The organism is Clostridium carboxidivorans P7 (assembly GCF_001038625.1).
Classification (GTDB): domain Bacteria; phylum Bacillota; class Clostridia; order Clostridiales; family Clostridiaceae; genus Clostridium_AM; species Clostridium_AM carboxidivorans.
Genome location: NZ_CP011803.1, coordinates 4476900 through 4500624 on the forward strand (window position 1 = coordinate 4476900; position 23725 = coordinate 4500624).

Genomic DNA, 23725 nt, shown 5'->3' on the forward strand with positions numbered 1-23725 from the left:
TTAATTTATATATTCTATTTTAAATTGAAAATTCCTCTTTGAATTAATGAAATTTTCAAAATAATTCGATTATATATATACCCATATATTTCATTTTATATACTATATATTTAAAAATTTGTTTTTAGAATACATGTTTGAAATCTTCTACCACTAAAAATTAATTATTTTTCCAGATGTTAAGAGGAGTACTAAACTTTTTAACTATTAAACAAAAATTGATATAAAAAAAAGACTGTATATTTTACAGTCTTTGATCATTCATATAAAATTGGCTCCGCGAAAAGGATTCGAACCTTCAACCTATCGGTTAACAGCCGAGTGCTCCACCATTGAGCTATCGCGGAACGCATTACCTGGCAACGACCTACTCTTCCACAGAGCCTCCCCTGCAGTACCATCGGCACTATAAAGCTTAACCATCGTGTTCGGAATGGGAACGGGTGTTACCTTTATGTCATTATCACCAGATATTTTTATTTAGTTTTTGAAAGATTTTGTTCTTTCAAAATTGCACAGTGAATTTATTTGGTCAAGCCCTCGACCTATTAGTATCAGTCAGCTGAACATGTTACCATGCTTACACCTCTGACCTATCAACCTTGTGTTCTTCAAGGGGTCTTACTAGCTTACGCTATGGGAAATCTAATCTTGAGGTGGGTTTCACGCTTAGATGCTTTCAGCGTTTATCCCGTCCCGACATAGCTACCCAGCCATGCTCCTGGCGGAACAACTGGTACACCAGAGGTCAGTCCATCCCGGTCCTCTCGTACTAAGGACAGCTCCTCTCAAATTTCCTACGCCCGCGACGGATAGGGACCGAACTGTCTCACGACGTTCTGAACCCAGCTCGCGTGCCGCTTTAATGGGCGAACAGCCCAACCCTTGGGACCTACTTCAGCCCCAGGATGCGACGAGCCGACATCGAGGTGCCAAACCTCCCCGTCGATGTGGACTCTTGGGGGAGATCAGCCTGTTATCCCCGAGGTAGCTTTTATCCGTTGAGCGATGGCCCTCCCACGAGGAACCACCGGATCACTAAGCCCGACTTTCGTCCCTGCTCCACCTGTATGTGTCGCAGTCAGGCTCCCTTCTGCCTTTGCACTCTTCGAACGATTTCCAACCGTTCTGAGGGAACCTTTGGGCGCCTCCGTTACTTTTTTGGAGGCGACCGCCCCAGTCAAACTGCCCACCTAACAATGTCCCGTGACCAGTTTCATGGCCGCCGGTTAGAATCCCAATACTGTCAGGGTGGTATCCCAAGGATGACTCCACAGAAGCTGACGCCCCTGTTTCGCAGTCTCCCACCTATCCTGTACAGACAATATCGAAACTCAATGCTAAGCTGCAGTAAAGCTCTACGGGGTCTTTCCGTCCAATCGCGGGTAGCAAGCATCTTCACTTGCACTACAATTTCGCCGGATTTGTTGTCGAGACAGTGCCCAAGTCATTACGCCATTCGTGCGGGTCGGAACTTACCCGACAAGGAATTTCGCTACCTTAGGACCGTTATAGTTACGGCCGCCGTTTACTGGGGCTTAAGTTCATACCTTCGCTTGCGCTAAGTATTCCCCTTAACCTTCCAGCACCGGGCAGGCGTCAGCCCCTATACTTCAGCTTTCGCTTTAGCAGAGACCTGTGTTTTTGCTAAACAGTTGCTTGGGCCTATTCTCTGCGACCTACTTTCATAGGCACCCCTTCTCCCGAAGTTACGGGGTCAATTTGCCGAGTTCCTTGACAACAATTCTTCCGATGGTCTTAGGATTCTCTCCTCATCTACCTGTGTCGGTTTGCGGTACGGGCACCAACATCCTCCATAGAGACTTTTCTTGGCAGCGTGGAATCAGATACTTCGCGGCATAAAGCCACTCCCCATCACACCTCAACATTAACCAGACGGATTTGCCTGTCTGATCTGTCTAAGTGCTTAGACACACATCCAATAGTGTGCACATCCTATCCTCCTGCGTCATCCCATTTGTAATAACGTCAGTTGGTGGTATCGGAATATCAACCGATTGTCCATCACCTACGCCTTTCGGCCTCGGCTTAGGTCCCGACTAACCCTGAGCGGACGAGCCTTCCTCAGGAAACCTTAGATTTTCGACCAATAAGATTCTCACTTATTTCTCGCTACTTATGCCAGCATACTCACTCCTGTACAGTCCACCGCTCCTTTCGGTACGACTTCACTCCATACAGGAAGCTCCTCTACCGCTCTTTCGAGCCCATAGCTTCGGTGGTAAGTTTTAGCCCCGGACATCTTCGGCGCAGGATCTCTTGACTAGTGAGCTATTACGCACTCTTTAAATGAGTGGCTGCTTCTAAGCCAACATCCTAGTTGTCTTAGAAATCCCACATCCTTTTCCACTTAACTTACACTTTGGGACCTTAGCTGATGATCTGGGCTGTTTCCCTTTTGACTACGGATCTTATCATTCGCAGTCTGACTGCTGAGATACAAGTATATGGCATTCGGAGTTTGATAGGGTTCAGTAACTGTTGTCAGCCCCTAGCCCATTCAGTGCTCTACCTCCACTACTCAATCTCAACGCTAGCCCTAAAGCTATTTCGAGGAGAACCAGCTATCTCCGAGTTCGATTGGAATTTCTCCGCTATCCACAGCTCATCCCATGGTTTTTCAACACCAACGTGGTTCGGACCTCCACGGAATTTTACTTCCGCTTCATCCTGGCCATGGATAGGTCACCCGGTTTCGGGTCTACGACATGCAACTTTTCGCCCTATTCAGACTCGGTTTCCCTTCGGCTCCGTACCTTAAGTACTTAACCTTGCTACATACCGTAACTCGCTGGCTCGTTCTACAAAAAGCACGTCGTCGCACATAAAAGTGCTTCGACCGGTTGTGGACACACGGTTTCAGGTTCTATTTCACTCCCCTTCCGGGGTTCTTTTCACCTTTCCCTCACGGTACTGCTTCACTATCGGTCACCAGTTAGTATTTAGCCTTGGGAGGTGGTCCTCCCTGCTTCCCACAAGGTTTCACGTGTCTCGTGGTACTCTGGAGTAGATCTGACTGCTATTTCCTTTCACTTACAGGGCTGTTACCTTCTACGGCGGAGCCTTCCAGCTCTCTTCAATTAAGAAATCACAGTATTTATGATCTATCCGCAACCCCAGGAACAAGTTCCTGGTTTGGGCTCTTTCCCTTTCGCTCGCCGCTACTTAGAAAATCGATTTTTCTTTCTCTTCCTCCGGGTACTTAGATGTTTCAGTTCCCCGGGTTTACCTCCATAAACCTATGTATTCAGTTTACAGTACAATGCGTTAGCATTGTGGGTTTCCCCATTCGGAAATCTCTGGATCTCAGGCTATTTGCGCCTACCCAAAGCTTATCGCAGCTTATCACGTCCTTCTTCGGCTTCTGGTGCCAAGGCATTCACCATGCGCCCTTTGTAGCTTGACCATTCATGTGAAAATTATCTTTCAACAATTTTCTTAGTTAAAATCTACAAAGGTTTTTTTACTTATATAATAAGTAGTTTTACCTTTAGCTTTACTTTTAATTTAAAAGTTATATTCACTGTGCAATTTTCAAAGAACAATTTGAAGAATTAGATTCTTCAAAATTAAACAGAGCTATTAAATAAACCTTCAAAGTAGAATTACCTACTTTGTCGACTCCTTAGAAAGGAGGTGATCCAGCCGCAGGTTCTCCTACGGCTACCTTGTTACGACTTCACCCCAATTACTAACCCCACCTTCGGCCGCTGGCTCCTTACGGTTACCTCACGGACTTCGGGTGTTGCCAGCTCTCATGGTGTGACGGGCGGTGTGTACAAGGCCCGGGAACGTATTCACCGCGACATGCTGATTCGCGATTACTAGCAACTCCAGCTTCATGTAGGCGAGTTTCAGCCTACAATCCGAACTGAGATGAGTTTTAAAAGTTTTGCTCCACCTCACGGTCTTGCATCTTTCTGTACTCACCATTGTAGCACGTGTGTAGCCCTAGACATAAGGGGCATGATGATTTGACGTCATCCCCACCTTCCTCCCGGTTAACCCGGGCAGTCTCACTAGAGTGCTCAACTTAATGGTAGCAACTAATGATAAGGGTTGCGCTCGTTGCAGGACTTAACCTAACATCTCACGACACGAGCTGACGACAACCATGCACCACCTGTCTCCCTGCCCCGAAGGGCTTCCCTCATTACAGGTAATTCAGGGGATGTCAAGTCTAGGTAAGGTTCTTCGCGTTGCTTCGAATTAAACCACATGCTCCGCTGCTTGTGCGGGCCCCCGTCAATTCCTTTGAGTTTTAATCTTGCGATCGTACTTCCCAGGCGGAATACTTATTGCGTTAGCTGCGGCACAGAAGGAGTCGATACCTCCTACACCTAGTATTCATCGTTTACGGCGTGGACTACCAGGGTATCTAATCCTGTTTGCTACCCACGCTTTCATGCCTCAGCGTCAGTTACGGTCCAGAGAATCGCCTTCGCCACTGGTGTTCTTCCTAATCTCTACGCATTTCACCGCTACACTAGGAATTCCATTCTCCTCTCCCGCACTCTAGATATCCAGTTTCAAATGCAGTTCCCAAGTTAAGCTCGGGATTTTCACATCTGACTTAAACATCCGCCTACGCATCCTTTACGCCCAGTAAATCCGGACAACGCTCGCCACCTACGTATTACCGCGGCTGCTGGCACGTAGTTAGCCGTGGCTTCCTCCTTGGGTACCGTCATTATCGTCCCCAAAGACAGAGCTTTACAACCCGAAGGCCTTCATCACTCACGCGGCGTTGCTGCATCAGGCTTTCGCCCATTGTGCAATATTCCCCACTGCTGCCTCCCGTAGGAGTCTGGACCGTGTCTCAGTTCCAATGTGGCCGATCACCCTCTCAGGTCGGCTACGCATCGTGGCCTTGGTGAGCCGTTACCTCACCAACTAGCTAATGCGCCGCGGGCCCATCTCAAAGCGGATTACTCCTTTAATTAGTATTTCATGTGAAAAACTAATGTTATGCGGTATTAATCTCCCTTTCGGAAGGCTATCCCCCACTTTGAGGCAGGTTGCCCACGTGTTACTCACCCGTCCGCCGCTAATCCATCCCCGAAGGGATTTCATCGCTCGACTTGCATGTGTTAAGCACGCCGCCAGCGTTCGTCCTGAGCCAGGATCAAACTCTCAATTTAAAAGTTTAATCTGTACTCAAATTATTGACGTTAAACTTATTAGTTTAACTAATACTGGCTTATTTAAAATAAGATTTATATCTTACTTTCACTCTGTTTAATTTTCAAAGACCTTGCCGTACCTCGACGGCTTTTATATCTTATCATGTTCGCTTAACCTTGTCAAGAACTTTTTTAAATTCCTTTTTGTTAAGCTTGCTGCATCACACAGCTTTAACATAATACCATGCTACTTAAGAAGTTGTCAACATATTTTTTATGTTTCATTTTCTAAGTAACTGTCTGCTCTCTCAAGCGACATGTGTTATTATATCATGATTTTTCACATCATCAAATATTATTCTCATAATTAGATTAAATTATTCCTAGTTTACTCCTAAATACTAGTTCTAATTAAGTTATTTACATATAGATACACCAGGACATGTTATTTTTAAAAATAAACAAATAAGTTTCAACTGTAGATAATAAACTAAACTTCAGTTGAAACTTATTTTAAATACTAATACTAAGCAAACATCATTATATACTTTTTATAATTCTTTAACTAATTCCTTAAACTTATTGCCTCTAGCTTCAAAATTAGGGAACATATCAAAACTAGCACAAGCAGGCGAAAGAGTTATTATATCTCCTTCCTTAGCAAAACCCCTAGCACTTGAAAGCGCCTTTTCTAAGCTTTCCTCAATTACCATAGGTATTTCTATATTTTTCTTCTTCATAACTTTCGAAAATGCATCTTTTATTTTATCTTTAGTTGCTCCAACTAATATTAACGCTTTTATATTCTCATATCCTTCTTCTGCTAATACATCTAAAGGAATTTTTTTATCATATCCACCTGCTATTAAAATTACTGGTTTCTCAAATGCCTTAAGTCCTGCTAAAGTTCTACTTGGACTTGTAGCTATTGAATCATTATAATACTTTACTCCATCTATTTCCCTTATAAATTCACACCTATGTTCTACTCCTGTAAAACTTATAGCTGTTTTTCTCATATTTTCTATATTAACGTCATCACTAACTGCACAAAAAGCAGCAAGTAAATTTTCTACATTATGCATTCCTTTTATTTGAATTTCATTTAACTTACAAACTTCTTTTTCTTTTATGTATAATTTGTTTTCTTCAAAATAAGCTCCATCTTTAACCTTCTCTTTTATACTAAATTCCAATACTCTTCCTTTAGCTTCATTAAACATAGAGTTAGTTAAATTATTATCCCTATTTAGTATCAATAAACTTTCTGATTGTTGATATTTGAAAATATTCTTTTTTGAATCTATATACTCTTGCATATCTTTATGTATATCTAAATGATTTGGGCTTAAATTTGTAACAACTGCAACCTCTGGAGAAACATTCATAGTCATAAGTTGAAAACTTGATAATTCCAATACTACTTTATCATCACTCTTCATTTTTTCTATTTCAGTAAATAAAGGTGTTCCTATGTTACCACCTACCCAAGTTTTATATCCCTGCTGCTTTAGTATATTATATATTAATGTAGTAGTTGTTGTCTTACCATCACTACCAGTAACGCCATATACTTTAGCAGGACAATACTTTATAAATTCCTCCATTTCAGAAGTTATATAAGCTCCTTGTTTTTTTGCATTTATAAGTGCTGGAGTATCTATCCTCATAGATGGAGTTTTAAATATTACATCAAACCCATTTAAACTGTCCATGTAATTTTCTCCTAATACAAGGTTAACTCCTTTTTCCCTAAGCTCTTTAGCTGTATCCCCTAACTGTTCTTCACTTTTTTTATCAAAAGCACTAACTTTTGCCCCTAACTTTAGCAAAAAATTTATCAAAGGCTTATTGCTTATACCTATGCCAACCACAGCAGTATTTTTATCCTTTATAAATTTTTTAAAATCTGCAAAATTCTTTTTCATTATTAAAGCCCTCCACAATCAACTATCTTTAAGTAATCTTTTTACAATTTACTATTCAATTATACCACTTCATTATAAAATTAAAATCATTTTGTTTTAATATTAAATAACTAAATATGATATTTTACAAACATATTACAAAATAGCAAACAGGCTATTTGTTGAATATAGTCGAAATTGTAAGAAAATATTTAATTTAAAAACTTTTTTGTTAGGTATTGAAACTTTATATTTTATTGTGATATACTTAACAAGTGCCGTAAGGAATATTGATATAATTCCCCAAGTTTTAATTAAACATATAACATATCCCCATGATTAAACCCTACTTTACCGGATTTTTATCCGGTATTTTTTTTATCCATAAAAAGTAACTTAAAAATTAAAAGAGTGTGTATTTCATTTATTTATGAAATACACACTCTTTTATAAACTAAAACTCCATCTTTTCCTTTATAAACTTTTTAAGCTCATCTACTTTCATTCTAAATTGATCCATAGTATCTCTGTCTCTTACTGTTACTGTATTATCTTCTAATGTATCAAAGTCTATAGTTATACAATAAGGAGTTCCTGCTTCATCCTGTCTTCTGTATCTTTTTCCTATGCTTCCAGCTTCATCATATTCTACATTAAAATCTTTTCTTAATTCATCATAAACTTCTTCAGCTTTTTCTGATAATTTTTTAGTTAATGGAAGTATAGCAGCTTTTACTGGTGCAATAGCTGGGTGAAAATGCATCACTGTTCTTGAATCTCCACCTTCAAGTTCTTCTTCATCATATGCATCAACCAAAAATGCTAGTACTGCTCTATCTGCTCCTACAGAAGGTTCTATACAATAAGGTATATATTTTTCATGTGTAACTGGATCAAGATATGACATATCCTTACCAGAGTGATTTTGATGTTGTGTTAAATCATAATCAGTTCTATCAGCTACTCCCCATAGCTCTCCCCATCCAAATGGGAATAAATATTCTATATCTGAAGTTGCATTACTGTAATGTGAAAGTTCTTCTTTATCATGATCTCTAAATCTTATATTTTTTTCTTCAATACCAAGATTCAACAAGAAGTTCCAGCACTGTTCTTTCCAATAACTATGCCATTCTAAATCTGTACCTGGTTTACAGAAAAACTCAAGCTCCATTTGTTCGAATTCTCTAGTTCTAAATGTAAAGTTACCTGGAGTTATTTCATTTCTAAAAGATTTTCCTATCTGGCCTATTCCAAATGGTACCTTCTTTCTTGAAGTTCTTTGAACATTTTTGAAGTTAACAAATATTCCTTGAGCTGTCTCTGGTCTCAAATGTATTTCAGACTTAGAATCTTCTGTTACTCCCTGGTATGTCTTGAACATAAGATTAAACTGTCTTATATCAGTAAAATTCTTTTTACCACAATTAGGACATTCTATTTCATTATCTACTATATATTGCTTTAACTTTTCATTACTCCAACCATCTGCGCTAGCTTTTTCTACTCCATTTTTAGTCATATGCTCTTCAACTATTTTATCTGCTCTAAATCTTGACTTACATTCTTTACAATCCATAAGTGGATCTGTAAAATTACCAACATGACCTGACGCAACCCAAACTTCACTGTTCATAAGAATAGCTGAATCTATTCCAACATTATGTTTGCTTTCATGAATAAATTTCTGCCACCAAGCTTTTTTTACATTGTTTTTTAATTCTACGCCTAAAGGACCATAGTCCCATGTATTTGCAAGACCTCCGTATATTTCTGAACCTGGATATACAAAACCTCTACTTTTGGCTAAAGCTACTACTTTATCCATAGTCTTTTCTACTGCCATTATAATTACCTCCTAAAATTTCTTATTTATTTTTATAATACTATTAACTAAATAAACCCTATTAATACTTGCATAATCACACTTATGTATTATTTTCTAATCGAAAATTAAAGTATAAAAAAAGACTCTACCTTTGAAGAGACGAAAATTTATTTCCGCGGTTCCACTCTTCTTGGCATAAGCCCTGCTCTAAAAAATTTCACTCAAAAGTTCCCTTCATAAATAAAACTTTAATTGTTTCCACCTATCCACAATCTCTCTTAAATAAGTTTTTATTCATTACTTTTTCTTTATCATTGTGAAAGTATTAATATAATAAAAAAAGACCCTACACCTTAAAGGGACGAAAACTTATTTCCGCGGTTCCACCCTTCTTGGCACAAGCCCTGCTTTATCAATTCTTGCTCAGAAGCTCCTTCATAATTAAACCTTAATTGTTTTCACCTATCACAATCTCTCTTAAAAGATTTTCATTATTACTGTTCTTCGTCATTACAAAATATTCAATTCTTAAAAACGTAAAATACATTTAAATAAAAAAATGGCTCCGCGAAAAGGATTCGAACCTTCAACCTATCGGTTAACAGCCGAGTGCTCCACCATTGAGCTATCGCGGAATGTCTTAACTACATTTATTATTATACCAAGTTTTTTCTAAAATGCAATAGTTTTTTTAATTTTATTTGCACTTTTTTAAATTTTGTTTAGATTTCATGTTCATTTATCAATTTTATTAAGGATTTATTATTAATCCTTAGTATAATTATTTAACTTAATACATAGAAAAAATTAATCCTAAGTATACATACTTAGGATTAATAGTTCATTATTTATTGTTGTTCTGGTTTCATTGTTGGGAACAATATAACATCTCTTATAGAAGAAGTATTAGTTAGGAACATTATCAATCTGTCTATACCTATACCAAGTCCCCCTGTTGGAGGCATTCCTATTTCTAATGCATTTATAAAGTCATTATCCATCATGTAAGCTTCATCATCACCAAGTTCTCTTTCCCTTAATTGTTGAAGGAATCTATCTTTTTGAACTATTGGATCATTAAGTTCTGAATATGCATTACATACCTCTCTACCATATACAAAGCCTTCAAATCTTTCAGTAAATGCTGCATTTCCTCTCTTTTTCTTTGTAAGAGGTGAGTTTTCTACTGGGTAGTCGCAAACAAATGTAGGCTGCATTAATTTATCTTCACAAAATTCTTCAAACAATGCAATAAGTATATCTCCTTTTGTGCAGTCCTTTAATTGTTTTTTCATATTTATATGTTTTTCTTTTGCAATCCCTCTTGCTTCTTCATCATCACTTATAACATTAAAGTCTACTCCTGTATATTCTTTAACTGCATCTACCATAGTTATTCTTCTCCATGGTGGTGTAAAATCTATTTCTGTATCTTCATAAGTTACTTTTGTAGTTCCTAATACTTTTTCACATACAAAAGCTACCATGTTTTCAGTTAGCTCCATCATGTCATTATAATCTGCAAAAGCTTGATATAATTCCATGCAGGTAAATTCTGGGTTATGTCTTACATCCATACCCTCATTTCTGAAGTTTCTACCTATTTCATATACTCTTTCAAATCCACCAACTATAAGTCTTTTTAAATATAATTCTGTAGCTATTCTTAAATACATATCTAAACTTAATGCATTATGGTGTGTAATAAAAGGTTTTGCAGCAGCACCACCTGCAATAGTTGAAAGAATAGGTGTTTCTACTTCGAGATATTCTTTATCATCTAAAAAAGTTCTTATAGCTTTTATTATTTTAGTTCTTTTTATAAATGTATCCTTAACATCTTGATTCACTATTAAATCTACATACCTTTGTCTATATCTTAAATCAGGATCTTTTAAGCCATGCCACTTTTCTGGTAATGGTCTTAAGGACTTAGCTAAAAGTTCAAACTCTGTAATATGAAGAGTAACCTCTCCTGTTTTAGTTTTAAATACATTTCCTGTTATAGATAAAATATCTCCTATATCAAAGGACTTATATTCTTTAAGTCTCTCTTCTCCAACATCATTTATCTTTATGTATAACTGTATTTTCCCATATCTATCATGAAGATCTGAAAATCCAGCTTTTCCATGAACTCTTTTGGACATAAGTCTTCCTGCAACAGTAACACTTTTACCTTCAAGTTCTTCATAGTTATCCTTTATTTGGCTAGAAACATGTGTTCTTTCTACTTTATATACATCAAAAGGATCTTTTCCTTGTTCTTGAAGTTTAAAGAACTTCTCTCTTCTCTCCTTTATAAGTTGATTAAAATCTTCTTCTAACTGGTTTAAATTCTTTTCATCATTTGCCATTTATACGCCCTCCAATTTATCTTCTTATGCCAAGTATTTCGTACTTACTTACTCCATCTGGCACTTGCACCTCAATTATATCCCCTATTTTTTTGCCTACAAGACCTCTTCCAACTGGTGATTCATTAGATATTTTATTGTTCATAGGATCTGCTTCTGCTGAACCAACTATATTATATTCTACTTCTTCATCAAAATCATAATCCTTAACTTTAACAATAGAACCCACACTTACCACATCCAATGGAATTTCACTCTCATCTACTATAGTAGCATTTTTTAGCATATTTTCAAGCTGAATTATTCTTCCTTCAACAAATGCTTGTTCATTTTTAGCCTCATCATACTCTGAATTTTCGCTTAAATCACCAAACGAAAGTGCAACTTTTATTTTTTCTGTTATTTCTTTTCTTTTAACTGTTTTTAAATATTCAAGTTCACTTTCTAATTTCTTTACACCTTCATAAGTCATTATATACTTCTTTTTTGCTTCACTCATCTTACTATCCCCTTTTAATAATTTACTAAGAAACCTTCTATAATAGCATTTTTGAACATTTATGCATTTATATTAAAAATCACCTTAATAATCATTTAAGTAATTATAAAACAGGCTTATTCCAATGTCAACATTTACACTTCCATTACTTTATGCATGTTATCAAATAACAATTAAATATTAAAATATCATTGTTAAATTTTATTATTCTCATAAAATTTTTTTATATTAGAGTTAACATGTACCACTTACTTAATAATTTTCCTCAAAAATTGTTTACATTATAGCTTATTCTGCTTTTCTATCAAAAATTACTTCTACTTTTAATATAGCTTTTGTATTCTTTTAAAATTGAGATTACTTTTTCACTGGATTTTTCATAATTTACGGCATCTTTTATTTCTTTATTGTTACTTAAGCCCTTTAAGTACCATCCTACATGTTTCCTCATCTCTCTTACAGCCTTTGCCTCTCCTTCATAAGAAATAGCTCTTCTATAATGTTCCATGCACATATCTATTCTATCCTCTTCAGAAGGATAAGTTACATTTATATTTTTGATTTTTTCATCAATCTGATTAAATATCCAGGGATTACCCATAGCTCCTCTACCAATCATTATTGCATCGCAATTGGTAGTTTTAAAAATACTTACTGCATCCTCTGGAGTTACAACATCTCCATTTCCTATAACAGGAATAGAAACTGCTTGCTTTACCTTCTCTATCATATTCCAATCTGCCTTACCTTCATACATTTGCTCTCTAGTTCTTCCATGAACAGTAACAGCATCCACACCTGCTTGCTCTAATTCTTTCGCAAACTCTACAGCATTAATGTTGTCAGAATCAAATCCTTTTCTAAATTTAGCAGTTACAGGTTTTGATGATGCTTTTTTTACTTCCTTTACTATTTGTGCTGCTAATTTAGGATCTTTCATTAAAGCAGATCCTTCTCCATTTTTAACTATTTTAGGAGCAGGACATCCCATATTTATATCCACCAAACAAATATCTTCATTATCATTAAAAAAATCACAAGCTTTAGCCATTACAAGTGGATCATTACCAAAAATCTGAACTGCTGCAGGAGCTTCTTGCTTAGATATCACTAACATATCTTTTGTGTTTTTACTACCATAAAACAATGCTTTAGCACTTATCATCTCTGTATAAACAAGCTCGCAGCCCATCTCTTTACATAGCTCTCTAAAGGCTATATCTGTCACACCAGCCATCGGAGCTAAAAATACATTTTTTTTAAACTCCAAATTTTTTATTCTCATTAATTACACCTATTCTTTATTTTTTTCATAAATTATTCTTAGACCTTTAAGAGTTAAAGTTGGATCTATTAAATCCATAAACTTTGATTCTTGATTAATAAGCTTTGCCAATCCTCCTGTTGCAACTACAAGTGGTTCATTTTCTCCAAGATCCATCATTTCTTTTTTCATTTTACTAATTATATAATCAACTTGACCTATATATCCATAAACTATACCTGCTTGCATACTAGCAACTGTGTTTTTACATATGACACAAGCAGGCTTTATTAATTCTATTCTTGGAAGTTTAGCTGCTCGTTCAAATAGTGCTTCAGAAGATATTTTTATTCCAGGACAGATAGTTCCTCCTAAATAATCTCCCTTTTCAGTCAAAGCACAAAAAGTAGTAGCTGTACCAAAATCTATAATTATAGCAGACCTTTTGTATATTTCCCTCGTAGCAACAGCATTAACAATTCTATCTGCCCCTACCTCCTTAGGATTATCATATTTAATGTTTATACCTGTTTTTACTCCTGGCCCAACTATTATTGGCCTAATTTCAAAATATTTCAATATCATGTGTTCTAATGAATACATAATATTAGGAACAACTGAAGATATTATAACTCCTTCAACATCTGATGGATCTAATTTATTATGTAAAAACAAATCAACAACCTGAATACCATATTCATCAGCTGTCCTCTCTGAGTCTGTGGACAATCTCCAACATGCAATAAGCTCCTTATCTTTGTACACTCCTAAAACTATATTTGTGTTTCCAACATCTAAAACTAAAATCACTTCACACACCGCTCCTTTCTATATAAAAAGTGCATATACATAATTAAAGAGCAGCTTTAAAGCTGCCCCTTAGTATAATCTATTTTGTCAATTTAACAACTTAATTTTATCAGTTAAATTTTATTTGTCAAGATACGTTTGATTTTTGAAACTATTCTTGTACTTTTTTCATAAATTCTTCACTATTTACTATGTATCTTATATGATTTCCTTCTCCTATCTTTCCTTTTTCGTCCCATGCTTCTACATTAAATACTAGTTTCTTTTTATCTACTTTTACTAAAGATGCTTCACATCTTATTTTCATTCCAATAGGTGACGCTTTGATATGCTTTACATTAACTTCTATTCCAACTGTAGTATATCCAAATGGAAGATGCAAATCTACACAGCTTTTAGATGTATTTTCCATAAGTGCTATCATAGAAGGTGTTGAAAATACATCTATATTTCCCGAGCCTAATTTACTTGCTACATCATTTTCTGTTACATATATTTCTCTTGTAGATGCCATTCCTTCTCTTACATTAAACTCCATAAAACCATCTCATTTCATCGTAATTTTTATTTTGAAAGCTTAAAAACATATAATTATTATATCATTCTTAATAAACTTTTAATATATATTTACAATAAAATAGAGGCTATTAACCTCTATTCTATTGACTTCATTAAATTGTAATTTTATGCTTGCTCAAATATTTCTTCAAATTCATTTGCTTCAAGTTTTTCTTTTTCTAAAAGAGCCTTAGCAACAGCATGAAGTTTATTTATATTTTCATTAAGAAGATTTTCTGCCTTATTATATCCTTCTTCTATAAGTTTTCTTATTTCTTTGTCTATTTCAAAAGCCACTTCTTCACTAAAGCTTCTTCCTTTTCCTAAGTCCCTACCTAAAAATACTTCATCATGTCCTGAACCAAAAGCTATTGGTCCTAAGCCACTCATACCATAATCCATAACCATCTTCTTAGCTATAGTAGTTGCTCTATCTATATCATTTTTAGCACCGGTACTTATGTCTCCTATTATAAGTTTTTCTGCTACTCTACCTCCAAGCAATCCTACTATTTCATCTTCAAGTTTAGTTTTGGACATATAAGAACTATCTTTTTCTGGAAGGTGCATAGTATATCCTCCAGCCATTCCTCTTGGTATTATACTAATCTGATGAACTGGGTCTGCTGTAGGCAATAACTTCATAACCACAGCATGCCCTGCTTCATGGTATGCTGTAAGTCTCCTATCTTCTTCATCAATTACTCTACTCTTCTTTTCAGGTCCAGCTATAACTCTAGTTACTGCTTCTTCTAGTTCTTCCATATCTATTTCTTTTTTATCTTTTCTAACTGCTAAAAGAGCAGATTCATTCATTAAGTTTTCTAAGTCAGCTCCAGTAAATCCTGGAGTTCTTTTTGCAAGTACATCAAGCTTAACTTCTGGAGCCAAATGCTTATTTTTACAATGAACCTTTAAAATCTCTTCTCTTCCTTTAACATCTGGAGCTCCAACTAATATTTGTCTATCAAATCTACCTGGTCTTAAAAGTGCAGGATCTAAAATGTCAGGTCTATTTGTTGCAGCAATCATTATTATACCTTCATTTGCACCAAAACCATCCATTTCAACTAATAACTGATTTAAAGTTTGTTCTCTTTCATCATGTCCTCCACCAAGACCTGCTCCTCTTTGTCTTCCAACTGCATCTATTTCATCTATAAATATAATGCATGGTGAATTTTTCTTAGCTTGCTCAAATAAATCTCTAACTCTCGATGCACCAACTCCAACAAACATTTCAACAAAGTCTGACCCTGATATACTAAAAAACGGTACTCCAGCTTCCCCTGCTATAGCCTTAGCAAGAAGGGTTTTTCCTGTTCCTGGAGGTCCTACAAGTAATACTCCTTTAGGAATTCTAGCTCCCATTTCTATATATCTCTTAGGTAACTTTAAAAAATCTACAATTTCAGCAAGTTCTGCTTTTTCTTCATCAGCTCCTGCTACATCCTCAAAAGTTACCTTCTTTTTGTCAGGCGTGGCCATTTTGGCTCTACTCTTACCGAAATTCATTACATTTCGATTTCCACCACCACCTTGAGATTGCTGCATAAACATAAACCAAAAAGCTACAAGCATTAATATTAAAAGTATTGTTGGTAAGTACTGTACCCACATGGGAATTGACGCAGGTTTAACATAAACTTCCTTAACATCTCCATTTTTAGGATGTTCAGCAATGAACTGAAATAGTCTTTCAGATGGAACTATTGTTTCATATGCACTACCATCTTTCAAAGTACCATCTACAGTCATCTTGTCTTCCTTTACTTGAAAGCTCTTTACATTGTTATCTATCCAATATTTTTGAAAATCATTAAAATTAATAGTTGTTGAACTTTCATTTGTCCTAGCAAGCATTAACGCTGCAAGAATAACTAATACAAACACTATAACCCAGGCCGTTGCACTTGAAAATTTTTTCATTACAGGCCCCCCTCTCTTTTAAGTTTATACTGTAAAATTGTATCACAAGGAAAATTCCTTTACAATAAATTTAGTTAATTATTTATAAACTTCCTCTTTTAGTATACCTACATAAGGTAAGTTTCTATACTTTTCTGCATAATCAAGTCCATAACCCACTAGGAAATAATCTGGAACTACATATCCTGTATATTTAACATCGATTTCAACTTTTCTCCTTTCTGGCTTACTTAAAAGGCAAGCTATTTCTATACTTTCAGCTCCTCTACCTTTCAGATACTCAATTAGATATGATAAAGTTGTACCCGAATCTATTATATCTTCTACTATAAGAACATGTTTACCTTCTATTTCAAAATCTAAATCTTTTAAAATTCTTACTACTCCTGAACTTTTTGTAGAATTAGCATAGCTTGAAACTGCCATAAAGTCCATAGTACATGGAATTGTAACTTCCTTTAATAAATCTGCCATAAATGGCACAGATCCTTTTAATATTCCTACTAGCATTAGTTCTTTGCCTTCATAATCTTTACTTATCTGTGTTCCAATTTCTTTTATTTTTTTCCTCAATTCTTCCTCTGAAAATAAGATTTCTTTTATGTCCTCTTTCATACTGCTCATATTCTTGTTTCCTCTCTTTCAATTTTTATCTCTAATATATTTTTTGTATTTTCATCAACTTTAAAAAGTTCACTCACTCTATATCCTACTATCCATGCAATTTTATCATCAAAGCATATAATAGGAATATAGTCTCTTTGATCCTTAGCTACCTTTTCATCCATAAAGAAATCTTTTAACTTCTTACTTCCACCCATCCCTAAAGGTATAAATTTGTCGCCTTCTTTTCTATGCCTTATAGTTATTTTTTTTTCAAACTTATCATAATCAAAATATTTTATTAAATTGTTGCTTTTAAAATTTACCTTTTCCTTTGGATCAATAATTCTGGTTATTACTCGTAAGTCATATTCCTTTACGTAATTATTACCACTATGTATAATATATTCTTCCTTCCTAACCTCTTTATTTTCTTTTACCTTCTTTAATATGTATATATCTCCATATTTATTTGATACTACAACGTGATTAGGAAGATCAATGTTTTTTCCTGTGGATCTTGATTGAATATTAATTATGTCATAAATGTGAATTTTTTCAAAGTTATTTAAATTTCCAGTTACTTCATACAAAGCTTTTCTTATAATCCTAGTAATTATAGCTTCGTTTTCTAAAAATGCCTCCTTTGATATTATAACCTTTTCTCCCTGTATATCACAATATTTTTTAAATTTTTCTTTAGCAACTGTTTCTAAGTACTCATTATCTATTTTTATAGTATCTGATAATCTATTGAGAACTTTTATAATATCCTTATTAAAATTCTCTTGTATATACGGTATAAGTTCTAATCTTACTTTATTTCTAGAATATATGGTTTCTAAATTTGTTTTATCTATTCTTGGATTAATATTTTCTTTGCAGCAATATTCTTCAATTTCATGCCTTGTAACATCTATTAAAGGCCTTACAAATATGTTATCTCTCACCGCCTTTATTCCTACTAATCCTTCCAAACCTGTTCCTCTCATAATCCTCATTAGTATAGTTTCCGCCTGATCATTGGCATTATGAGCTATAGCTATTTTCTGCGCATTTAATTCTTTTTTTAAATCATTAAAAAAGTCATACCTAGCATTTCTTCCTGCACTTTCGCATGAAATATTTTGCATTTTCATAATTTTATTTATATCTACTGATTTACTCCTGAATTCTATATTTAATTTTTCACAAAATTCCTTTACATATTCTTCATCTTTATCTGATTCATTCCCTCTTAAACAATGATTTACATGTGCTGCACATAATTCTATATTGAGTTGCTTTCTTAAAGAGTATAGTATATGCAGCAAACTCATAGAATCCGGTCCACCAGATACCGCAACTATTACCTTGTCTCCTTTATTAAACATTCTATACCTATTTATAGTTTTTAAAACAGTCTCTATCAATTTTAACACTTCCTAAAGAAAATTTTGTTTTATAAATAATATATTACTTAACTTTTAAGTTTAAAGCAAACTTCAATTCAAATTTTCAATGGCTTAAATTCAGAATATATAACACTCTAAACTTAAGCCATTATAATTTTAATACAAACTATATACCTTCTCTACAATTACTGTCATATCATCTTTTATTTTTCCTTTACTTAATTTTCTTGCATTACTCATAATTTCTTCACTTAATTGTCTTGGATCATTGCAATTATTATTTTTTAAAAAATCTACTATCCATTCATATTTACCAGCTTGTTCATTTTCATAATCTAATACTCCATCACTTAACATAACAATAACATCACCATTTTCAACTTTTTTCCTCACTATATCTATATCCGGTTTGTCCAATACACCAATTGGCAAGGTTTTCGACTTTATTACATCAATATCTTCTCCTTTTTTTATAAAGCTAGCCACAGCCCCTACTTTCATAAAATCAACTTCTCCTTTATATAAGTCTATACTATTTAAATCTAGAGTTGAGAACTTTTCTTCTTCAGAAAACTTCATAGTCATTATAGAATTTATTATATTTATGGCAGTTAATTTATTAAAACCTGATTTAGAAAATCTTTCTATCAATTTTACCGCTGCACTGCTTTCTTGACCAGCCTGCGGACCTGAACCCATGCCATCACTTATAATAGTTAAATAAGTTCCATCTGGCAATTTTCCAAAGCTCTGGCTATCACCACTATATTTTTCTCCATCTTTACAGCATTTAGTTGTATAGGCTGCTACATGATATTTAGGTGTTTCTTCAAAGGTAATAGTACATACCTCAAATTCAGAATTTAAATTACATCCATCTTCACTAACACACATACACTTTCCTGTTACCCCATTCACCAATGGAAGTACGTCTTTTATACAAATTTGCTTTCCTCCACATGCCTCCATAGATAAGTTAACTATCAATCTGTTATTTTTGTTATTATAACAGAATACATCCCTATAATGTATAGCATTCTTATTTAAAACTCTTCTTATAGTGTTTTCGGTTTCAGTATTAAATTTTATATTATAATTAAATTCATCAATAATTTCTGATACAGAGTTTCCTACGTTCTCCACTTGACTAGATAGCAGCTGTCGGCACTCACTTAATCTATTCCTCCACATTTCATTAATTATATAGTTATTAACAATTTCTTCGGTATTTTTTATAATAGCGGACCTTTTCACACACTTTCTTTCTATCTCATGAGGAACTTGTTTTCTATTATCCTGGTAATTCTGTATTAATTCACTAAAAGCATTATAAGTATAATAATTTTCCCTTTTCCAGCACATAGATTGCATAGAGCATGTACTACAAACCCTATCTGCAAGATTTTCTACTAATGCACTACTTTTATTTTTCATAAGTAACTTATCGTTATATACCAAATTCCCCAAAATTCCTGACATATCAAATAATACTTGTGAAAAGTTTTCTAACTTATTTACTAATAATTCTTTAATCTTTTCTGCATAGTTTTCTTTAAAATGTTCCTGCTTTCTCTGCCAATCTAATTCTATTTCAATTTTTTTCAAAATTTTTCCAGGTATCATCAAAAAAAATATTGCACTTATAATTACCTCTATTAATTTAAACTGAGTCCCTATATCAGAGTACATTTTTAATACAGCAAATGCTAAAAGATAAGCTAGTCCACTCATCCACTTACCTGTTTCTCTGAATATACCAGATATAAGTCCGCATACACCATATACTCCTACAAAAGCTATCATATTATTGGACGTTATCCCTATTATAGTTCCCATTGCCACTCCTGATGCTGCTCCCGAGGAACTTCCCTTTGTATATCCTACTATAAGTATAAATGCTAAAGCTATAATATTTCTTAAAGATACTCCTCTTATATTACTTCCCCAGGTTCCTGCTACTACTAAAGATATAGTAACTGCCATACTTATTATTTCCTCACTACTATATAAATGCCTTGTTTTGTATTGTTTAAAGCATATTATAGAATAGTTAATAATAAAATATACTGGGAATATAGCGCTTACTTCAAAAAAAGAAAGTAAAAATGACATACCTAAAGTTACTTTAAGTATTAATAACTTATAAAAAGAAATTTCTATAAACAAAGTAAAAAATATCATCATTATTTTCTTGTTTTGTTCAACTGTTCTTAGTATGTAGTTAATAATTATAAGAGTTCCTGCAGTTATAATGTATACAGGCAAACTTTTTACACTATTATAAAGAGAAATATACCCTAGTATGCTTCCAATTGCTGATATCAATATAACTTTATTTTCTTCACAAGTCATAACTGCAACCAAAAAAGCTATACCGAATGGAGCCATCAAATTTATCATAAGCACTCTACTAATTAAAAATGCAGCTATAAAATAAGTAATAAATTTAATTAATCGAGGCAAACTCTTAATCTTTTGTTTTTTTAATTCATCTTTTGAATCCTTAACTCTCTTATACGGAAAAAGTTCAACTCCGTACTGCATTCATACCACCCACCTTATAAATTACTGCTTTTATTATAACAAAGTCTATTGGAAATAAATGTCATAAGGTGATATGTCTATTTATTTTTTTTAGGACATTTAATCCTAAGTTTCTTTTAAAAGATTTTCTTTAGACAGTTATAGAGAAATTTTGAAGAAATAAGTTGAAAATTACTTGTAAAATAAGTTTTTCAAAAAACTAAAAAACCTGTGGTATAAACCACAGGTACTGGTAGCGGAAATAGGACTTGAACCTACGACACTTCGGGTATGAACCGAATGCTCTAGCCAGCTGAGCTATTCCGCCTTATTATTTAATTTGGTTGCGGAGGTAGGACTTGAACCTACGACCTTCGGGTTATGAGCCCGACGAGCTACCAACTGCTCCACCCCGCGATATTGGTGCTGAAGACCGGAATCGAACCGGTACGGGTTTTAAAGCCCGCAGGATTTTAAGTCCTGTGCGTCTGCCAGTTCCGCCACTCCAGCATTTTTTATCAGCTACCTAAATACCTGACAACCTGACAACATAACTTATTATATATGATATATATATTGTTGTCAACTATTTTATAAATTTTTATGTTAAATAAATTATTTAACATAAAAGAGGCTATTTATAGCCTCTCCATATTCAAAATAAATTATTATTAACTGGATTGTTTTCTGTATCCTCTACCTTTTGAATCCTGATGTTTTTTTAGATCTTGAAATTTTTCTTCACTATCTTTTAAAAACTTAGATATCCTATCCTCAAATCCTCCTTGTGAATTCCTAGTTTTCTCTTTGTTCCAATCAATTTCTACTGGTTTTACACTTTTTCTCTCTGGTGTAGCCTGCTTTATTGATAAACTTATCTTTCCATTTTCATCAACTGAAATTACTTTAACCTTTACTTTGTCTTTTTCTTTCAAGTAATCCCTTATATTTTTCACATAAGTATCTGATACCTCAGATATGTGAACTAAGCCGGTTTTCCCATCGATTTCTACAAAAGCTCCAAAACTAGTAATATTAACCACTGTACCCTCTAGTATGCTTCCTGCCTTTAAGGTCATATTAAAAAGACTCCTCCTTAATAAAAATAATGTTATATAGTAAATTTTAAATTTGAAACTAAATAATTTTAGCGTTTTGTATTTATTACAGGGGTTTCGCCTGGTTTAATAAGACCTAATCTTTCTCTTGCCAGTTTTTCTATATACATATCTGATTTAGACATCTTAACCTCATCCTGTAATTTCTTATTTTGATCTTTAACCTTCAGTTCTTCTAAATTTTTTTGCGATATTTGTTGTTTTATTTTATACATAGTTATTTGTTGATTTATAAAAATATAACATGCATAAAAAATTATAAACAATAAAATCACATTTTTAAATTTTATCTTTTTTTTCATAATCATCACCATTTCCATTTTAGAAATGTATTTTTAAAAACACCTTACTTATATTCTAATTTGATTTTCAATTTTCTTCAAGTTATTTTTTATAATTTCTTTTATTTTTTGTTTTAATAATATAAATTATTAGCATAAAAGGGTAAAATACTATATTTTTTAACACTCTAAATGTCCTTCTTACATTTTCAATTAACTTATATTGAAATTTTATGAAAGTACTGCTAAAAATTTTTATATATAAATATGCTCCTAAAGTTATCCACGCATATATATATACACCTACATATAAACAATCTATTAAAAGTAAAAATATGAATATAATTATAGAGGCTAAGATCCAAAATAAAATATCCTCTACAAAAGTTAATACTTTATTTATGTTATTTAATCCTCTTATTATTCTATATAGGTCGAATAATATTCCTGTTATAATTCCTGCAATAAGACTAAATATAATACATCTTAATTGTTGGGTTATTGATAAAATCATTTATTCCTACTTAAATAATCTTGATATTAGTTTTTCTTTTTGTTTTTTTTCTTGATTATTTGTATATATGCAGGAACTTATCATTCCGATTATGGTAACATCTCCATTTTGTACATCTAGTTTGTTCATCTTAAGACCTTGCCCTTTTATATTAAGTGTACCTAGGTTGGTATTTAATACTATTTGTTCTTCATTAAAACTTATAACTTCTACAACTCCATTTAATACTAACCTTTTTCTATTTTCAATATGCAATATACTTTTTTTATCTTCCACTACCTTTACTTCTTTTTTTTCCATAACATCCCCTCCACTTATATTTAAATATATGTTTATATTTAATGGGATATTACTAAATTGAAGTACTACTTTTAATCCTTAATCTATTCTTCATCCTCTTGTCCTGATATAATTTCGTACATTGCCTGTGCATTTTCTTTTGTAACATGTTGTGCAATATTTACAATTCTAGCTTTAAGGGATTTACTAGCATATCTAATCTCTATAATATCGCCTTCCTTAACCTCTGTGCTAGGCTTTGCTATTTTATCATTTATACTTACTCTTCCACCTTCACAAGCCTCTTTTGCCACTGTTCTTCTCTTTATTATTCTCGAAACTTTAAGATACTTATCTAACCTCATTTTAATTCCCCTCTTTTAAAGCAAAAAACCCAGATTTACACCCAGGTTTTTTTAATATTACTTGTTTACTTTATCTTTAAATTCTTTACCAGCTTTAAATACTGGAACTGTTGATTCTGGTATTTCTATTTCTTCTTTAGTTCTTGGATTTCTGCCTACTCTTGCAGCTCTCTTTCTTGTTTCAAATGTTCCAAATCCAACTAGTTGAACTTTATCACCTTTTTCAAGTGTTTCTTCAACACTTTCTATAAAACCCTTTAAAACTACTTCTACATCCTTCTTTGTTAGTTTTGACTTTTCTGCTATACTTGCGATTAATTCTGATTTGTTCACCTTTTTTACCTCCTTAATA

Annotated in this window: 17 protein-coding genes, 5 tRNA genes and 3 rRNA genes; all 25 read right to left on the reverse strand. The window is 33.6% G+C overall.

Translation table 11 applies throughout. The features are described 5' to 3' along the window. Positions 1-272 precede the first annotated feature (272 nt). A tRNA-Asn gene (locus Ccar_RS20010) sits at positions 273-347 on the reverse strand. 7 nt (positions 348-354) lie between these two features. Then, a 5S ribosomal RNA gene (gene rrf / locus Ccar_RS20015) occupies positions 355-471 on the reverse strand. Between the two features lie 57 nt (positions 472-528). Continuing rightward, a 23S ribosomal RNA gene (locus Ccar_RS20020) occupies positions 529-3427 on the reverse strand. A 223-nt stretch (positions 3428-3650) separates the two neighbouring features. Further along, a 16S ribosomal RNA gene (locus tag Ccar_RS20025) occupies positions 3651-5162 on the reverse strand. Together the 16S, 23S and 5S rRNA genes with 1 tRNA gene alongside form the textbook arrangement of a ribosomal RNA operon. Positions 5163-5695: 533 nt before the next feature. Next, positions 5696-7072, reverse strand: coding sequence for a UDP-N-acetylmuramoyl-L-alanine--D-glutamate ligase (gene murD / locus Ccar_RS20030; RefSeq protein ID WP_007063398.1), 1377 nt, complete (start codon positions 7070-7072; stop codon positions 5696-5698). 433 nt (positions 7073-7505) lie between these two features. Next, positions 7506-8897 (reverse strand): glycine--tRNA ligase, encoded by a 1392-nt coding sequence (locus Ccar_RS20035; RefSeq protein ID WP_007063397.1) that lies wholly within the window; start codon positions 8895-8897, stop codon positions 7506-7508. 542 nt (positions 8898-9439) lie between these two features. Beyond that, positions 9440-9514 (reverse strand) — tRNA-Asn (locus Ccar_RS20040). 213 nt (positions 9515-9727) lie between these two features. Continuing rightward, positions 9728-11236 carry a lysine--tRNA ligase gene (gene lysS / locus Ccar_RS20045; protein ID WP_007063396.1) on the reverse strand — a complete coding sequence of 503 codons (1509 nt, stop codon included), beginning with the start codon at positions 11234-11236 and terminating at the stop codon, positions 9728-9730. A 16-nt stretch (positions 11237-11252) separates the two neighbouring features. After that, positions 11253-11735: a transcription elongation factor GreA gene (gene greA / locus Ccar_RS20050; RefSeq protein ID WP_007063395.1), complete on the reverse strand. Its 483-nt coding sequence runs from the start codon at positions 11733-11735 to the stop codon at positions 11253-11255. A gap of 304 nt (positions 11736-12039) precedes the next feature. Further along, on the reverse strand, positions 12040-13020 hold the full coding sequence (dusB, locus tag Ccar_RS20055; RefSeq protein WP_007063394.1) for a tRNA dihydrouridine synthase DusB: 981 nt from the start codon (positions 13018-13020) through the stop codon (positions 12040-12042). Positions 13021-13029: 9 nt separating this feature from the next. Further along, positions 13030-13809: a type III pantothenate kinase gene (locus tag Ccar_RS20060; protein WP_007063393.1), complete on the reverse strand. Its 780-nt coding sequence runs from the start codon at positions 13807-13809 to the stop codon at positions 13030-13032. 151 nt (positions 13810-13960) lie between these two features. After that, positions 13961-14347, reverse strand: a complete 387-nt coding sequence (locus Ccar_RS20065; protein ID WP_007063392.1) for a thioesterase family protein — start codon at positions 14345-14347, stop codon at positions 13961-13963. A 146-nt stretch (positions 14348-14493) separates the two neighbouring features. After that, a complete protein-coding gene (ftsH, locus tag Ccar_RS20070) occupies positions 14494-16296 on the reverse strand; it encodes an ATP-dependent zinc metalloprotease FtsH (protein WP_007063391.1) in 1803 nt (600 codons plus the stop codon). Positions 16297-16374: 78 nt separating this feature from the next. Then, positions 16375-16920, reverse strand: a complete 546-nt coding sequence (hpt, locus tag Ccar_RS20075; RefSeq protein WP_007063390.1) for a hypoxanthine phosphoribosyltransferase — start codon at positions 16918-16920, stop codon at positions 16375-16377. Continuing rightward, complete coding sequence (tilS, locus tag Ccar_RS20080) at positions 16917-18311, reverse strand: tRNA lysidine(34) synthetase TilS (RefSeq protein ID WP_007064824.1); 1395 nt, start codon at positions 18309-18311, stop codon at positions 16917-16919. Before tilS ends, hpt begins: the two co-directional genes overlap by 4 nt. Positions 18312-18449: 138 nt before the next feature. Further along, positions 18450-20837: a stage II sporulation protein E gene (gene spoIIE / locus Ccar_RS20085; protein ID WP_007063387.1), complete on the reverse strand. Its 2388-nt coding sequence runs from the start codon at positions 20835-20837 to the stop codon at positions 18450-18452. Positions 20838-21067: 230 nt separating this feature from the next. Then, positions 21068-21144, reverse strand: a tRNA-Met gene (locus tag Ccar_RS20090). A 13-nt stretch (positions 21145-21157) separates the two neighbouring features. Further along, a tRNA-Met gene (locus tag Ccar_RS20095) sits at positions 21158-21233 on the reverse strand. A gap of 4 nt (positions 21234-21237) precedes the next feature. Then, a tRNA-Leu gene (locus Ccar_RS20100) sits at positions 21238-21326 on the reverse strand. A 161-nt stretch (positions 21327-21487) separates the two neighbouring features. Further along, positions 21488-21895 carry a S1 domain-containing RNA-binding protein gene (locus Ccar_RS20105; RefSeq protein ID WP_007059897.1) on the reverse strand — a complete coding sequence of 136 codons (408 nt, stop codon included), beginning with the start codon at positions 21893-21895 and terminating at the stop codon, positions 21488-21490. Positions 21896-21963: 68 nt separating this feature from the next. Continuing rightward, a complete protein-coding gene (locus Ccar_RS20110) occupies positions 21964-22236 on the reverse strand; it encodes an FtsB family cell division protein (RefSeq protein WP_007064821.1) in 273 nt (90 codons plus the stop codon). A gap of 82 nt (positions 22237-22318) precedes the next feature. Next, complete coding sequence (yabQ, locus tag Ccar_RS20115) at positions 22319-22729, reverse strand: spore cortex biosynthesis protein YabQ (RefSeq protein ID WP_007059895.1); 411 nt, start codon at positions 22727-22729, stop codon at positions 22319-22321. Positions 22730-22735: 6 nt separating this feature from the next. Further along, positions 22736-23029, reverse strand: a complete 294-nt coding sequence (gene yabP, locus Ccar_RS20120; protein ID WP_007059894.1) for a sporulation protein YabP — start codon at positions 23027-23029, stop codon at positions 22736-22738. 83 nt (positions 23030-23112) lie between these two features. Beyond that, positions 23113-23373 carry an RNA-binding S4 domain-containing protein gene (locus Ccar_RS20125; RefSeq protein WP_007059893.1) on the reverse strand — a complete coding sequence of 87 codons (261 nt, stop codon included), beginning with the start codon at positions 23371-23373 and terminating at the stop codon, positions 23113-23115. Between the two features lie 57 nt (positions 23374-23430). Further along, positions 23431-23706 (reverse strand): HU family DNA-binding protein, encoded by a 276-nt coding sequence (locus Ccar_RS20130; RefSeq protein WP_007059892.1) that lies wholly within the window; start codon positions 23704-23706, stop codon positions 23431-23433. Between the last annotated feature and the right edge of the window lie 19 nt (positions 23707-23725).